The organism is Saccharothrix texasensis, assembly GCF_003752005.1.
GTDB lineage: Bacteria > Actinomycetota > Actinomycetes > Mycobacteriales > Pseudonocardiaceae > Actinosynnema > Actinosynnema texasense.
Genome location: NZ_RJKM01000001.1, coordinates 9,054,493 through 9,069,341 on the forward strand (window position 1 = coordinate 9,054,493; position 14,849 = coordinate 9,069,341).

The following is a 14,849-nucleotide window of genomic DNA, read 5'->3' on the forward strand; positions in this document are numbered from 1 at the left end:
GACCGACCTCCACCGTCGGCCCGGCGCGCCCGACCGACCTCCACCGTCGGCCCGGCGCGCCCGGCCGAGCGCCGCGTCTCGTGCGTGCCGGGTGGGGCCTCGCGGTGGGGCGTGCCGACTGTCAGCGGTGTCCCTGCCGGGCGGGGTCGGGCACCCGGGCGAGCAGCTCCTCCGGCGCGGACAGGCGCCAGGCTTCGAAGACCAGCTCGGCCAGCTCGTCGGCCTCGACGCCGGCCAGGTAGACCACCACCCAGCCGAACCCGCCGGACGTGTACTGCTCCTCGAAGACGTCCGGCCGTTCGGCGACCAGCGCCCGCTGCTCCGACAGCAGCTGCTTCAGACCGACGGTCTGCGTGGCCGGCCAGTAGTAGCCGAACCTCTTGCCGCGCACGCTGAACGAGCTGTAGTGCCCGCCCTCCGCGCGCTCGACGTCGACGAGTGCGTTCACGATCCGGATGAAAGCGTCACTGCTCACTGCCACTGCGGCCCCCACGGAAGTCCCGGCCCACAGTGTAGGGCGGCACGGACTTGAGGGAGACCGCCGCCGCGACCACCCCCAGCGCGGCCAGCGCGGTGAACACCGCCGGATAACCGCCCAGCGTCCCGGCGAGCGCGGTCGCGGCCCACGGCGCGACCGCGGCGGTGACGTTCAGCGGCGCCTGCAGGATGCCGCTGAGCTGCCCGTAGTGGGCGGTGCCCCAGCGGTCGGTGATGGCGGTGGCCTGGATGAGCGTGTAGGTGCCCCGGACGACGCCCGCCAGCACGGCGGCGCCGATCAGGGCGACCGCCGGACCCGGTACCAGTCCCAGCAGGAGGGTCGTGCCGGCCGCCGCGAGCAGCGCCCCGGCGGTTCTGGCCTTCACCCCCGTCGTCGCGACCAGGCGTCCGTAGCCGAGGCGCCCGAGGACCTGCCCGACGCCGCCGAGGCCCAGCGCCCAGGCGGCGGTGGTGGTGGAGAGACCGCGTTCGGCGAACAACGGCACCATCGCGACCACGATCGCGTACACGGCCAGCGCGCCGAGGCTCATCGACACCACGAGCAGCACGAACGGGCCGCTGCGGGCGATCGTGGTCGGGCGACGGGTGTCCGGGGTGGCCGGGTGGGCGGGCCACGGCAGGCGGAGCCCGAACAGGTGCGCGGGAACCGTGAGCACGGCCAGCACCGCGGCCAGCACCAGGTAGGTCTGCCGCCAGTCCAGGTGCGCGGCCAGCACGGCGGTGAGCGGCGCGAACACGGTGCTCGCGAACCCGCCCGCCAACGTGACGACGGTCAGCGCGGCCACCCGGCGCTCCGGGCCGTGCCAACGGGTCAGGGCGGCGAACGCCGGCTGGTAGAGCACACCGGCCATGGCCACGCCGACCAGCGCCCAGCCCGCGTAGAACCACGGCAGCGTCCGGGCCGACGCGACCACCGCCAGGGCGCCGACGCCCAGCAGCGACCCGGTCGTCATCACCACGCGCGGCCCGTGCCGGTCGAGCAGCCCGCCGACCGGCACCCCGACCACCGCGCTGACCAGCTGCGCCACCGAGAACGCGCCGGTGACCACCGCGCCGGACCAGCCCGCGTCGGCGCCGATGGCGGGCGCGAGCACCGGGAAGCCGTAGAACAGCACGCCCCAGCTGGTGATCTGGGTCAGGCACAGCACGACCAGCACGCGGCGCGGCCCGGCGGGTCCCCTCGGCACGCCGGACCGCGCCAGGTCAGACCCGGCCACCCGGCGCGGTGAGCGTCAGCTCCGCCACCCGCGGCGTCGCGCAGCACCCGCCGGCGGACGCCGGCTCGACGTCGAACACGCCGGACCCGCCGCAGACGCCGGTCCCGGGCAGCGTCAGCTCGACCCGGGCCGCCGACTCGTGGTCGCCCGCGATCTCGGCGGCCACGCTGCGGACCTGCTCGTACCCGGTCAGCGCGAGGAACGTGGGCGCGCGCCCGTAGCTCTTCATACCCACGAGGTACACGCCGGGTTCCGGGTGGCGCAATTCACCTGCGCCGTGCGGGGGGACGGAGCCGCAGGAGTGGACGTTCGGGTCGACCAGCGGCGCGAGCCCGGTCGGCGCCTGCAGCACCGGGTCCAGGCCGAGTCGCACCTCCGACAGCCACGAGTGGTCGGGCCGGAACCCGGTCAGGGACACGACCTCGTCCACCGGGTCGAGGCGGTGCCCGTCCTGCGACACCAGCACCAGGCGTTCGCCGGCGCGCTCGACGGCGGCGGTGCGGAAGCCGGTGACCACCTCGACGTGCCCGGCCCGCACTGCGGCCCGCGCCCTCAGCCCCAGCGCGCCACGCGCCGGCAGCTGGTCCGCCTCGCCGCCGCCGAACACCGCGCCGACCGCGCCGCGGCGCAGCAGCCACGTCACGCGCGTGCCGGGGTGCCGTTCGGCCAGGTCCGCCAGCGCGACCAGCGCGGTGAGCGCGGAGTGCCCGCTGCCCGCCACGGCGACCCGCCTGCCCGCGTACCGGGCCTGCTCGCCGACGACGTCCGGCACGCGGTAGCCGATCCGGTCCGCCGCCTCCCGCTCGCCGGCGGCCGGCAGCCCGTCGCCGCCCAGCGGGTTCGGCCCGCCCCACGTGCCGGAGGCGTCGACCACGGCGCGCGCGGTGATCCGCTCGCCGCCCTCGACGTGCACGGTCAGCGGCTCGCTGTCGCGGCCCGCGTCCACGACGCGGTCCCGTCCCCGGCGGGCCACGCCGACCACGCGGGCGTTCAGCCGGACGTGCTCGCCCAGCGCCTGCGCCAGCGGCTCCAGGTACTCGGCCGCCCACTGCTCGCCGGTCGGGTAGCCGTCGGGGTCGGGAAAGCGCCACCCGGTCGGCTCCAGCAGCCGGCGCGCGGCCGGGTCGACGAGTTCGGACCACTGCGAGAACAGCCGCACGTGCCGCCACTGCGCGACCGCCGCGCCCGCCCGCGGGCCCGCTTCCAGCACCAGCGGTCGCAGCCCGCGCTCCAGCAGGTGCGCCGCCGCCGCCAACCCGACCGGCCCCGCTCCGACCACGACCACGGAGAGCTCGTCCACCACGCACCTCTTTCATCGGTGTTCCTCGATCGAACGCGAAGCAATGTATCGAGGAACATAGATTGATGCAACCATCGGTGTTTGTCGATACTCTGGGGCGCATGACGACGACGCCGCCCGCCGTGGGCCTCGCGCCCGAGGACGCCTCGACCTACGCCGAGTGGTTCGCCTGCCTGGCCGACCCGACCCGGGTGCGCCTGCTGCACACCGTCGCCACCCACCCCGGCGAGATCACCGTGGGCGCGCTGACCGAGGCGGTCGGCGTCAGCCAGTCGACCTGCTCGCACCACCTGCGCAAGCTCGCCGACGTGGGGTTCGTGCGGCTGCGCAAGGAGGGCACCGCCACCCTGGTGTCGGTCAACCCGGCGTGCTGCACGGGCCTGCCGCACGCCGCCGACGCCGTCATGGGCACCATCGTCACGCGGCCGTGCTGCCCGACCGACCTGCCCGCCGACGTCACCGTCCGCCCGCTGGCCGACGACGACTGGGCGGACGTCCGCCGCGTCTACGGCGAGGGCATCGCCACCGGCAACGCCACCTTCGAGACCGAGGTCCCGAGCCGTCGCGCCCTGGAGGCGAAGTGGCTGCCCGGGCACCGCTGGGTGGCGGTCGTCGACGGCCGGGTCGCCGGCTGGGCCGCGGCCACCGGAGTCTCGGCCCGCGCGTGCTACTCCGGTGTCGCCGAGACGTCGGTCTACGTCGGCGACGGCTTCCGGGGGCGGGGAGTGGGCAAGTCGCTGCTGCACAAGCAGGTCACCGCCGCCGACGAAGGCGGCCTGTGGACGCTCCAGACCGCGATCTTCCCCGAGAACCGCGCCAGCATCGCCCTGCACCACTCGGCCGGCTACCGCACCGTCGGCGTCCGCGAGCGCATCGCCGAGCACCACGGCGTCTGGCGCGACACCGTCATGCTCGAACGCCGCGCCCCCACCACCGCCCCCACCTGCTAGCCCGCGAGGGCCCTGCCCCCAACCCGCGCGTGTCCTACGTCCGGAACACCCGTGTCCTACGTTCAGGACACCCGAGTTGAACGTTCGGAACGGCCCGGCGCCACGATCGTGTCCGCCGATGTGCGGCTCCGGGCGGGGCGGGTGACACTGGGCGCGACCTGATCCGTCTACAAGGGACGGTCGCATGCCGTTGCGCGCCGAGTCGGGTTCCCCCGGGTTGATCCGGCCCATGTCGGCCACGCCGGGCCGAGTCCCGCCGGGGCCCGGGTGGGCCTTCGAGTTCAAGTGGGACGGTGTCCGCGCGGTCACCTACGCGCGCCGCGGGCAGGTGCGCGCGATGACCCGCACCGACCTGGAGGTGTCCGCGAGCTACCCGGAGGTGCGCGCGCTGTCCGAACTGCTGGGCGACCGCGAGGCCGTGCTGGACGGCGAGATCGTCGCCCTGGACGAGCGCAAGCAGCCGGACTTCGGCCGGTTGCGGTCCCGGGTGCACGTGGCCCGACCGGGTGACGACCTGCTGGCCCGCGTGCCCGTCGTGTACTACGTGTTCGACCTGCTGCACGTGGACGGCCGGTCGCTGCTCGGCGCGTGCTACGCGCAACGGCGGCTGGAGCTGGCGGCGCTCGGGCTGAGCGGCCGGCCGGAGGTGCGCGTGCCGCCGACGTTCACCGGGGCGCGCGGCGAGGACGTGCTCGCGGTGGCCGGGGACTACGGGCTCGAAGGCGTGGTCGCCAAGCGGATCGCCTCGCGCTACGAGCCGGGGCGGCGTTCGGCGGCGTGGGTGAAGGTGCCGTCGGTGCGCACGCAGGACGTGCTGATCGGCGGCTGGCTGCCCGGTGACGGTCGCCGGGCGGGCACGATCGGGTCGCTGCTGCTGGGCGTGCCGTGCCACGACGGGTTGCGCTACGTGGGGGACGTCGGCACGGGGTTCACCCACTCGGCGTTGCTCGCGCTGGAGGAGAGGCTGCGGCCGTTGGCGCGCACGGGGTCGCCGTTCGTGGACGCGGTGCCCGCCGACCACGCCCGCCGCGCGCGGTGGGTGCGGCCGGAGCTGGTCGGCGAGGTCGAGTACCGGACCCGGACCGCCGACGGACGGCTGCGGCACTCGTCGTGGCGCGGACTGCGGCCGGACAAGGGGCCCGACGACGTCGTCCGGCCCGGGGGCACCTGAGCTGCTTGGCCGGGCGAGCCCGCGCAGCCCCCCTCGACGTGTCGGTGCCCCCTGTTAACGTCCGGGCGGATCCGACGGACAGGGGGAGGGCCGGTGGGCGAGGGCGAGAAGGCGGCGCTGTCGATGTTCCTGGACGCGCAGCGGGGAGTGGTGGCCGCGATCCTGGAGGGCCTCGACGAGGACGCGCTGACGACCTCGGTCCTGCCGTCCGGGTGGACGCCGCTCGGTGTGGTCGAACACCTCGGTTACGCCGAGCGGCACTGGTTCCAGGAGATCCTCCACGGCCGGGCCGACCCGTTGCCGTGGCCGGACGACCCCGCGCCGCTCACCACGCCCCGGTCGTCGGCGGAGGTCTTCGCCTTCTACCGGGACCAGTGCGAGCGGTCGAACGCCGTCCTCGCCGACACGCCGCTGGACACCCGCCCGGTGGGGCGGCACCCCGGCGCGCTGGGTGACGAGACCACCGACCTGCGCCGGATCGTGCTGCACGTGATCGAGGAGACCGCGCGCCACGCCGGCCACCTCGACGCGTGGCGGGAGCTGTTCGACGGCAAGACGGGGTTGGGCCCGCGCTGATCGCGGCACGGGAACCGCCCGCCACCGAACCGCCGCCGCACGCCGCCGAACCGCGGTCGCCGCCGCACCGCCGCACGCCGCCGAACCGCTGCCGCCGCACCGCCACCGCACGCGGCCGAACCGCTGTCGCCGCCGCACCGCCGGCGAGCCGTTCACGGTCGTCAGGTGGTCCGCGGTCGCGTGCCCCCCGATCAGGTGACCGTCGAGCGAGGTGCGCGGGCACGGCTTAGCGTGGCCGCCGTGTCGGTGCGGATGAGCGAGTCGATCATCACGCTGGTGCTGTTCGCGCTGCTGGTGCCGGTGGCGGTGCTGCCGTGGGTGCACTGGCAGTACCGGCGTCACGGTCGGCTGCGCGGGTGGTCCGCGGTCGTGGCGACGGCCGGCGCGCTGTACGGGTGCGCCCTGGTGGCCTTCACCCTGTTCCCGCTGCCCGACGTGACGGGGGAGTTCTGCGCCGGCCGGCCGCTGCGCGACTACTGGCAGCCTCACCCGTTCGCGTCCCTGGACGACATCGCCGCCGCCGGCTACTCGCCCACGAGCCCCGCGTTCCTCCAGGTGGCGTTGAACGTGGCGCTGTTCGTGCCGCTGGGTTTCCTGCTGCGCTACCGGTTCCGGCGCGGTGTCGTGGTGGCGACCGCGGTCGGGCTGCTGGTGTCGCTCGCGGTGGAGACGACGCAGGGCACGGCGGTGTTCGGCCTCTACCCGTGCCCGTACCGGATCGCGGACGTGGACGACCTGATGACCAACACGGCGGGCACGCTCGTCGGGTGGCTGCTCGGGCGCCGGGTCGGGCCGCTGCTGCCCGCGGCCGTGCCGGCGCCGGTGGCCGACACCGCGCCGCCCGGCCTGCTCCGCCGCGGGTTGGCGTTCGCGGGCGACCTGCTCACCATGGCGCTCGTCGAGTTCGCGTGCCGGGCGGTGCTCGTGCTCCTCGGCGAGGGGACGGGGACACCGGGGCTGACCGACGTCGCGGTGTCGGACTGGTTCGGCGCCGCGCTGGGCGTCCTGGTGCCGGTGCTCGCCACGGTCGTCGTGCCGCTGCTGCGCGCCGACCGCGCCACACCGGGCCAGATCGCGTTCCACCTGGCCCTGACCGACGCGCGCACGGGCGGCAGGGCGCCGGCCCGAGCGGTCGTGCTGCGGTTCCTGGTGTGGTGGTTGCCGGTCCTGCTGCTCATCTCCACCGGGCACAGCGGCATCGTGTTCTTCGCGGCCGTCGTGGTCGGCCTCGCCGCCCGCTCGCGCGCCGACCGCCGCAGCCTGCCGGGCCTGGTCTCGACCACCGACACCACCACCGCGCGTGCCCTGAGCCACGTCAGCGCGGCGACGGGCCCGTGAGCCGTGATCGACCCACGGGCCCGTCACTCGCCGGCGCCGGTCAGAACGCCTGGTTCGCGAAGCCCTTCCGCGCCGCCGCCGACAGGAACGACTGCCAGGCCGAGCTGCTGGTGTGCGGGTCACCGGTGGTGCCCAGCCGCGACTTCGCGGTGTCGAACGCGCTCTGCGTCTTCGGACCCCAGATGCCGTCCACCACCAGACCGGAGCTCTGGAAGTTGTTGCACAGCGACTGCACGAACTTCGTGTCGCTCTCCGACCCCGTCACGCACCGCACCGGCAGGCCGCCGAAGTCGGAGTGGATGTGGTCGGCGTGGTCGGCGTTGTACCAACCGTCCAACGCGTACCGGAACCGGCGACGGCACACCGCGTCCACCGCCAGGTAACGGCGGCGCGTGGCCAGCGTGCCGGAGGCGTGGTCGCGGTCCAGCGGCGACGACACCTGCCCGCCGCTCCACCGGACGTGGTCGAGGTCCATCGCGGTGCCCGCGCCGTGCTCGCCGGGCTTGTTCACGTAGAAGCCCGCCGACACCAGGTAGGTAATGCTGCCGTACGCCGACGACAGCGACCGCAGGTCCCGGATCCAGAGCACCAGGGAGTCGTAGAACGCCTGCGTGGCCTGCCAGTTGCGCAGCGTCGTGTCGCCGCGACTGGACCGCCAGTAGTAGACGGGGGTGCCGTCGATCCGCTGGAACGTGATCATCGGGTCGCCTCCGCGGTGATCAGCCGGCCGCCGGTGAGCCAGCCGGAACGGGCGCCTGCGACGCCGAGTGCCTTCGCGTCGCGCGGCACGGCCGGACTGGTCCGGTCCGCGTCCAGCACGCCGGTCAGCGGGGTGGCGTCGACCACCTCGTTGCCGACCCAGTGCACGCGGCCGGCCACCGAGGCGAGGCCGCGCACGGCGACACCGTCCAGGCGGGGACGGGCCGTCCAGGTGACCCCGTCGCGCGAGGTGTGCAGGACCGTGCCGGAGACGTCGACGGCCGCCACCACCCAGCCGTCGGACGTCGCGGTGACGGCGGTGGCCGACAGGCCGTCGGTCCACTCCAGTCCTCGCACGGGCACGGTGTTCCAGCCCGACGCGGTGCGGCGGGCGGCGATGCGGACCACCGAGGCGCGCTCGTGCTTGAGCACGGAGCCGAACGCCAGGCCGCCGCCGACCGCGGTGAACTCGGAGCGCACGCCGTGCAGGCGGCGTGCCTCGCGCCACGTGACGCCGTCGGTGGATTCCCAGATCGTGGCGATCGGGTCGCCGCTCAAGGCGCCGACCGCGTGGCAGGTGGAGCCGTCACGGGTGACGTCGACCAGGTCGGCGCCGGCGAGGCCGGAGGTGATGCGGACCGAGCCTCCTTCGTCCGCGACGATCCACTGGCCGTCTTGTTCGGTCAACATGAGGGGGGTGCCGTCGGGCGCGAGGAACACGCCCGCGGCTTTGCGCGGGTTCTCCGCGGCGTCCGACGCGGGTGCCGCGGCACCCGCGTGGGCCGGTAGTGCGCTGGTGAGGGCCGCGGTGGCGGCGGCACCCAGCACGAACGTTCGCCGATCGAGCACGTCAGTCCTTTCGGGGGCAGGGGGAAGTGCTGACGTTGCGCATGGCCGGTTGGAAGTTTTCCAACCCACAAAGTATGGGTGACCGGCCGGCGCGGCAATGGCCCGTTCCGCCCAAATCGTCGCCGTCCGGCCTGGGAAAGCCGCCGGTCGGCGCGAACCGCTGGGGTACGCTCCCGGTGTTCGCGACTGGCGTGCCGAGGGTGGGACCGACCACCGGGGAGCGTTGAGCCGAGATGCACCGCGCGCCTGGGTGCTGCGGCAGCGCCCCCGCGCGCGTGGAGGTCGTCGTGCACGAACCCGCGATCCCGTCGTTGACCGGAGCCGACCCCGAGGTCGCCCGCCTGGTCCAGGCCGAGGCACGCCGCCAGTTCGAGAAGGTCCGCCTGATCGCCTCGGAGAACTACGTCTCGACCGCCGTCCTGGAAGCCACCGGCTCGGTGCTGACCAATAAGTACTCCGAGGGCTACGCCGGCCGCCGCTACTACGAGGGCCAGCAGGTCGTCGACCCGGTCGAGGAGCTGGCCGTCGCTCGCGCCAAGGCGTTGTTCGGCGTCGACCACGCCAACGTCCAGCCCTACTCCGGCTCACCGGCCAACCTCGCCGTGTACCTGGCGTTCCTGGAACCCGGCGACACGGTCATGGGCATGGCCCTGCCCGCCGGCGGGCACCTCACCCACGGCTGGAGCGTCTCGGCCACCGGCAAGTGGTTCCGCAGCGTCCAGTACGGCGTGCGCGAGGAGACCGGCGTGGTCGACCTGGACCAGGTCCGCGACCTGGCCCGCGCCGAACGCCCCAAGGTGATCTTCTGCGGCGGCACGGCCATCCCGCGCACCATCGACTTCGCCGCGTTCGCCGAGATCGCCGACGAGGTCGGCGCGGTGCTCGCGGCCGACATCGCGCACATCGCGGGCCTGGTCGCGGGTGGCGCGCACCCGTCACCGGTCGGGCACGCCCAGGTGATCACCACGACCACCCACAAGACGTTGCGCGGCCCGCGCGGCGCGATGATCCTCACCGACGCCGGGCACGCGAAGGCGATCGACAAGGCGGTGTTCCCGGGTCTGCAGGGCGGACCGCACAACCACACCACGGCGGCCATCGCGGTCGCGCTCGGCGAGGCGGCGGAGCCGTCGTTCGGCCTCTACGCGCACGCCGTCGTGCAGAACGCCCGCGCGCTGGCCACCGCCCTGCTCGACCGCGGTTTCGACCTGGTCTCCGGCGGCACCGACAACCACCTGGTCCTGGTCGACCTGACCGGCAAGGGCATCGGCGGCAAGCCCGCCGCCAAGGCCCTGGACCGGGCGGGCGTGGAGGCCAACTACAACACGGTCCCGTTCGACCCGCGCAAGCCGTTCGACCCGTCCGGTGTCCGCCTCGGCACGGCCGCCATCACCACCCGCGGCCTCACCGAGGACCACATGCCGCAGGTCGCGGAGTGGATCGACCGGGCCATCCGGGCGGCGGACGACGGGCAGGCGCTCGACCGGATCGCCGCCGAGGTCGCCGACCTGATGGCGGGCTACCCGATGCCCGGCTGGGCGTAGCGGACCACGTCGGCCAGTCGCGCCACGTCCGCCCGGAACGTCTCGTGCCGGACGGTGACGTGATCGGCGACGCGGCCGGTCCCCGGCAGCTGGTCGGCGGGCAGCACCGCCCCGTCGACCAGCACCGGGATCACCGGCACCGCGCGTTCCGCCGCCCGCTGCACCTCGGTGCGCATCAGGTCGGTCGGCGTCCAGCCGGGCCCGACGACGGCGAGCAGCACGTCGCACTCGCCGACGTCGCCCACCACCGCCCGGCCGAAGTCGTCCAGCCGGTCCGCGATGCGCCCGGCGAGGTGCACGTCGTGCGGGCGCCGGTAGCTCAGGAACAGCCGCGCGGCCCGCCGCGCCGGGGACAGCTCGATCCCGGCCAGCGCCGCGAACGCCCGGTCGCGCACCTCGGCGAGGTCCACGCCGCACCCGGTCAGCACGTCGAGCGCCACGCCCTCGTCCGCGGCGAGCACGCCCAGCAGGAGGTGCTCGGTGCCGACGTGCCGGTGCCGCAGCGCCAGCGACTCCCGCACGGCCGCAGCCAACGCCCGCTTCGCGCCGGGCGTGAACGGCAGCCGGCCGGACACGGGTGTCGTTCCCCGCCGGGACACCTCCAGCACCCGCGCCCGGCACCCGGCCGGCGACACGCCGACCGACGCCAGCACCGACGCCGCCGCGCCGCCCTCGCCGACCAACCCGAGCAGCAGGTGCTCCGTGCCGATGGCGGCGTGGGCTAATCCCCGCGCCTCCTGGAGTGCCAGCACGGAGACCCGGCGCGCGCTCTCGGTGAACCGTTCCAACATCAATCCTTCGCCACCGTCGACCACCCCGGGGGCGGTCCGCCACCAGTGCATCGCACCGAGTTTCCGGGTGTTACCGGAATTTGTCAGTAGCCGCGCGCCGTGATGCGGTCATGGCGTCGCTGCCGCCGTGCGCGGTCTCGGAGATCAGGATCAGCTCCGCGTCCGGCCACGCGTGCGCGAGGTCGAACGGCGTGCCGATCAGATTGCCCAGGTCGAGCGCTCCTTGAACGATCACGCCCGGGATGCCCGCGAGCTTGCCCGCCTCCGCCAGCACGATCCCCTCCGGCAGCCACGACCCGTGCGCCCAGTAGTGCGTGACGAGCCGGGCGAACGCCAGCGCGTGCTCCGGGACCTCGAAGCGCAGCCCGGAGGACAGCGGCTGCAACGCGTCCTCCCACGCGCACCACTCCTCGGCGGCCCGGCGGTGCACGGCGGGATCGGGGGAGAGGAGCAGCTCCAGGTACCCGGCGGCCGGGTCGCCGGTGGGCACGAGTTCGCGGAACCGGGCGTGCGCCCGGGGGAACATCGGCCCCAGCCCCGTGGTCAACAGGTCCGTCTCCGACCGGCGACCCGTGGCCACGCCCGCGTGCACCATCGCCGACACCCGGTGCGGGAACCGCTCCGCGTACACGAGGCCGAGCACCGAGCCCCACGACGCGGCGAACACCAGCCACCGGTCGATGCCCAGGTGCCCGCGCAGCCGTTCGAGGTCGCCGACCAGGTGATCGGTGGTGTTGGTGGACAGGTCCACGACCGGGTGCCCGGCGTGCGGCGTGCTCCGGCCGCAGCCGCGCTGGTCGAACAGCACCACCCGGTACGCGGCCGGGTCGAAGTACCGCCGGGCGCGGGGCGTGCAGCCCGAGCCCGGCCCGCCGTGCAGCACCACGGCCGGTTTGCCGTCCGGGTTGCCGCACACCTCCCAGTACACGTGGTGCCCGTCGCCGACGTCGAGCATGCCGTGGTCGTACGGCTCGATCTCCGGGTACAGCACGGTTCCTCCTCGTGATGCAACAGTGCTGTTATATTAGTGCTTACGGAATCGCCGGGAACATCGACCTCACGTCCGCGCCGCCGACCCACAGCCCGATGGCGAACGCCGTCATCGCCTCGAGCAGCTCGGCCCGCTCCAGCGGCCCGCCGTCCACCGGCACGCACCCGGTCGACCGCACCAGTTCGCGCACCACGTCCAGCGCGTCGGCCGAATCGCCGCACAGCGGCACCCCGAGCGGCTTGCCCTCGAAGGTGGGCGACGGCTGTCGCCACACGTCGACGTGGCACAGGTTGAACGCCTTCACCACGTGCGCTCCCGAGGACTCGGCGAGCCGTGCGGCGGCGCGCGGCTCGTCCAGCACGAACCGGCCGGGCACCACCGAGTTGGTGCAGTCGACCACCACCCGTCCCGGCGCGTGCCCGAGCACCTCGGCCGCCACCGCCGCGGGCACCGCGAGCAGCACCGCGTCCCCGAACGCCACCGCGTCGGCCGGTGTCGCGGGCGCCGCTCCGATCCTGGCCGCCAGCTCCCGCGAGCGCTCCGGTGAACGCCCGCCGATCACCACCTCGTGCCCCGCCTCGACCCACCGGCCACCCAGCGCGTCGGCCATCCCGCCCGCTCCCAGCACACCGATCCGCACGCTCTCCTCCTCCACCGAAGTGATTGGCTGGGGTCGACGTTAGAAAGCCCGGCGGGCACCGAATGGTGTCCACGACCCAGGGGGCCGCTCGTGGACTTCCTCGCCGACTGCCGCGCCCGGCAGGCGTTCGACCTGCTGGCCAACACCTGGAACCCGGTGGTGCTGCACGCGTTGCGCCACGGCCCGCGCCGTCCCGCCGAGCTGCGTCGCGTGATCGGCGGCATCCGGCCGAAGGTGCTCACCGAGACGGTGCGCCGGCTGGAGGGCGCCGGGCTGGTGGTGCGGACGGCGTCGCGGGACCGGGTCGAGTACGGGCTCACCGACCTCGGGCGCAGCCTGCTCGAGCCGATCGACGCGCTCGGCCGGTGGGCGCACGAGCGGGGTGACGAGGTCACCCTTGACGGCTGAAGCAAAACGGTGTTTTATAACATTGTTGTGTAACACTGTTCTGTGGAGGTGGGTCGTGATGGGCGTGCGGGCCGGGTTCGAGACCCTCGACCGGGAAGTCGACGTCGACCTGGAGGTGCGCGGCGAGCTGCCGCCCTGGCTGGCCGGCACGTTGGTGCGCAACGGCCCGGCCAAGTTCGAGACCGACAAGGGATCGTTCCGCCACTGGTTCGACGGCCTGGCGATGCTGCACCGCTTCGGCTTCGCCGACGGCGCCGTCACCTACCGCAACCGCTACCTGGAGACGCCGAGCTTCCGCGCGGCGCGCGACGACGGGCACATCGCGTTCGGCGAGTTCGCCACGGACCCGTGCCGCTCCATCTTCAGCCGCTTCTTCACCCACCCCCGGCTGCGCCGCACGTCGAACGCCAACGTCAACGTCGTGTCCGACGGCGACCGGGACTTCGCGCTCACCGAGACGCCCATCGCGGTGGAGTTCGACCGCGAGACGCTGGCGACCGTCGGCCTCGCCGACTACGACGACGCGATCTCCGGCCACGTCACCACCGCGCACCCGCACCGGGCGCCGCTCACCGGCGACCTGGTCAACTACGTGCTGAAGTTCGGCCGGCGCAGCGTCTACCGGATCTACCGGCAACGCGGCCGCACCCGGGAGGTGCTCGCCTCCCTGCCCGCCGACCGCCCCGGCTACATGCACAGCTTCGCCGTCACCGAGCGGCACGTGGTGCTGGCCGTGTTCCCGCTCGTGGTCAACCCGCTGTCGCTGCTCCTGCGCGCCAAGCCGTTCATCGAGAACTACCGGTGGCGGCCGGAGCTGGGCACCCGGTTCGTGGTGTTCGACCAGCGGGACGGCTCGGTGGTCGCCGACGAGCGCACCGACGCGTTCTTCGCCTTCCACCACATCAACGCCTACGACGAGGACGGGCGGGTCGTCGTGGACATCTCCACCTACCCGGACTCCGGCGTGGTCGACGCGCTGTACCTGGACCGGGTGCGCGGCGACGGTGAGCTGCCGGCGGCGTTCCCGACGCGGTACGAGGTCGACCTCTCGGGCGGCGGCATCCGGTCGCGGCGGCTCGCGTCGGACTCCTTCGAGCTGCCGCGCATCGCGTACGGGTCGCACAACGGGCGCGACTACCGGTACGCCTACGGCGTCGGCTCCCGCGACAACGGCACGCGCGACTTCCTCGACCAGCTGGTCAAGCTCGACGTCTCCAGCGGGCGGACCATCCGGTGGCACGAGCCCGGCCGCTACCCGGGCGAACCGGTGTTCGTGCCCACGCCGGGGGGCCGGGCCGAGGACGACGGCGTGCTGCTGTCAGTGGTGCTCGACGCCGAGGCCGGGCGGTCCGGCCTGCTGGTGCTCGACGCGGCCACGTTCACCGAGATCGCACGGGCCGACGTGCCGCACGCCATCCCGTTCGGCTTCCACGGTCAGTTCACGTCGCGTCGATCGTGAGCACGCAGCCGTCGGGGTCGACGGTGGGCACGTCGGGCTCGTCGAACCAGACGCCGCCGTCGCCGAGGTAGCGGAACCGGTGCGTGCCGGGCGAGAGGATCACGGTCACCGTGCGCGTGCCGTCGCGGCGGGGGACCAGCTCGTGGACGCCGGGGGTCCAGTCGTTGAACGTGCCGACCACGCTCACCGGCCCGCTCGGCTGCTCCAGGGGCAGTGAGAAGGTCACGCGGCGCTTCGGGCCGAACAGGCGAGTGCTGCGGAGCATCGCCCTCCCTCGCGAGTCGAACTTGCCATGCCTTCGGGGGTACCAGCGTCGCGGTGCGGTGGCGGCGTTTCAAGCCGGCGCGCCCGAACGCGGTCGATGCTCACCCGTCGGTGTGACGTGATCGCGGGAACGTGCCGTCGACCTGGCGGCGAG

16 protein-coding genes and 1 riboswitch are annotated in these 14,849 nt (G+C 74.0%); of the genes, 7 read left to right on the forward strand and 9 right to left on the reverse strand.

Annotated features, from left to right (window positions below):
• Positions 1-121: 121 nt before the first annotated feature.
• The 3 genes from EDD40_RS40340 to EDD40_RS40350 are packed head-to-tail and all read right to left on the reverse strand — an operon-like array spanning position 122 to position 3,015.
• Positions 122-481: an MmcQ/YjbR family DNA-binding protein gene (locus EDD40_RS40340; RefSeq protein ID WP_123747540.1), complete on the reverse strand. Its 360-nt coding sequence runs from the start codon at positions 479-481 to the stop codon at positions 122-124.
• Positions 465-1,715: an MFS transporter gene (locus tag EDD40_RS40345; protein ID WP_123747541.1), complete on the reverse strand. Its 1,251-nt coding sequence runs from the start codon at positions 1,713-1,715 to the stop codon at positions 465-467. Before EDD40_RS40345 ends, EDD40_RS40340 begins: the two co-directional genes overlap by 17 nt.
• Complete coding sequence (locus tag EDD40_RS40350; protein ID WP_123748651.1) at positions 1,702-3,015, reverse strand: FAD-dependent oxidoreductase; 1,314 nt, start codon at positions 3,013-3,015, stop codon at positions 1,702-1,704. Before EDD40_RS40350 ends, EDD40_RS40345 begins: the two co-directional genes overlap by 14 nt.
• Positions 3,016-3,116: 101 nt before the next feature.
• Here EDD40_RS40350 and EDD40_RS40355 point away from each other — a divergent pair, with 101 nt between their 5' ends.
• The 4 genes from EDD40_RS40355 (at position 3,117) to EDD40_RS40370 (ending at position 7,050) form a co-directional block, all read left to right on the forward strand.
• Positions 3,117-3,965, forward strand: a complete 849-nt coding sequence (locus EDD40_RS40355) for a helix-turn-helix domain-containing GNAT family N-acetyltransferase (protein ID WP_123747542.1) — start codon at positions 3,117-3,119, stop codon at positions 3,963-3,965.
• A gap of 184 nt (positions 3,966-4,149) precedes the next feature.
• A complete protein-coding gene (ligD, locus tag EDD40_RS40360) occupies positions 4,150-5,136 on the forward strand; it encodes a non-homologous end-joining DNA ligase (RefSeq protein WP_246038252.1) in 987 nt (328 codons plus the stop codon).
• Positions 5,137-5,229: 93 nt separating this feature from the next.
• Positions 5,230-5,712, forward strand: a complete 483-nt coding sequence (locus tag EDD40_RS40365) for a DinB family protein (protein WP_211348362.1) — start codon at positions 5,230-5,232, stop codon at positions 5,710-5,712.
• A gap of 240 nt (positions 5,713-5,952) precedes the next feature.
• On the forward strand, positions 5,953-7,050 hold the full coding sequence (locus EDD40_RS40370) for a VanZ family protein (protein ID WP_148089070.1): 1,098 nt from the start codon (positions 5,953-5,955) through the stop codon (positions 7,048-7,050).
• Positions 7,051-7,090: 40 nt separating this feature from the next.
• On the opposite strand, the gene EDD40_RS40375 is transcribed toward EDD40_RS40370, so the two are convergent.
• Positions 7,091-7,750, reverse strand: a complete 660-nt coding sequence (locus EDD40_RS40375) for an extensin family protein (protein WP_123747545.1) — start codon at positions 7,748-7,750, stop codon at positions 7,091-7,093.
• Positions 7,747-8,598 carry a hypothetical protein gene (locus tag EDD40_RS40380; RefSeq protein ID WP_123747546.1) on the reverse strand — a complete coding sequence of 284 codons (852 nt, stop codon included), beginning with the start codon at positions 8,596-8,598 and terminating at the stop codon, positions 7,747-7,749. Before EDD40_RS40380 ends, EDD40_RS40375 begins: the two co-directional genes overlap by 4 nt.
• 172 nt (positions 8,599-8,770) lie before the next feature.
• A riboswitch (ZMP/ZTP riboswitch) is annotated at positions 8,771-8,857 on the forward strand.
• 28 nt (positions 8,858-8,885) lie between these two features.
• Between EDD40_RS40380 and EDD40_RS40385 the strand changes: the two genes are divergently transcribed.
• The gene (locus tag EDD40_RS40385) at positions 8,886-10,142 is read left to right on the forward strand and encodes a serine hydroxymethyltransferase (RefSeq protein WP_123747547.1); all 1,257 of its coding nucleotides are present in this window, start codon (positions 8,886-8,888) and stop codon (positions 10,140-10,142) included.
• On the opposite strand, the gene EDD40_RS40390 is transcribed toward EDD40_RS40385, so the two are convergent.
• The 3 genes from EDD40_RS40390 to EDD40_RS40400 form a co-directional block, all read right to left on the reverse strand.
• Positions 10,118-10,933: a Clp protease N-terminal domain-containing protein gene (locus tag EDD40_RS40390; RefSeq protein ID WP_170185386.1), complete on the reverse strand. Its 816-nt coding sequence runs from the start codon at positions 10,931-10,933 to the stop codon at positions 10,118-10,120. The genes EDD40_RS40385 and EDD40_RS40390 overlap by 25 nt on opposite strands.
• Before the next feature lie 70 nt (positions 10,934-11,003).
• Complete coding sequence (gene pip, locus EDD40_RS40395) at positions 11,004-11,924, reverse strand: prolyl aminopeptidase (RefSeq protein ID WP_170185387.1); 921 nt, start codon at positions 11,922-11,924, stop codon at positions 11,004-11,006.
• A gap of 40 nt (positions 11,925-11,964) precedes the next feature.
• Positions 11,965-12,564, reverse strand: coding sequence for an NADPH-dependent F420 reductase (locus EDD40_RS40400; protein WP_123748654.1), 600 nt, complete (start codon positions 12,562-12,564; stop codon positions 11,965-11,967).
• 90 nt (positions 12,565-12,654) lie between these two features.
• Here EDD40_RS40400 and EDD40_RS40405 point away from each other — a divergent pair, with 90 nt between their 5' ends.
• Together EDD40_RS40405 and EDD40_RS40410 are read left to right on the forward strand one after the other, a co-directional pair.
• Positions 12,655-12,972: a winged helix-turn-helix transcriptional regulator gene (locus EDD40_RS40405; protein ID WP_211348364.1), complete on the forward strand. Its 318-nt coding sequence runs from the start codon at positions 12,655-12,657 to the stop codon at positions 12,970-12,972.
• Positions 12,973-13,030: 58 nt separating this feature from the next.
• Positions 13,031-14,431 carry a carotenoid oxygenase family protein gene (locus EDD40_RS40410; RefSeq protein ID WP_123747549.1) on the forward strand — a complete coding sequence of 467 codons (1,401 nt, stop codon included), beginning with the start codon at positions 13,031-13,033 and terminating at the stop codon, positions 14,429-14,431.
• Here the strand turns inward: EDD40_RS40410 and EDD40_RS40415 are convergent.
• Complete coding sequence (locus EDD40_RS40415) at positions 14,412-14,696, reverse strand: isoamylase early set domain-containing protein (RefSeq protein ID WP_123747550.1); 285 nt, start codon at positions 14,694-14,696, stop codon at positions 14,412-14,414. The genes EDD40_RS40410 and EDD40_RS40415 overlap by 20 nt on opposite strands.
• Positions 14,697-14,849 lie beyond the last annotated feature (153 nt).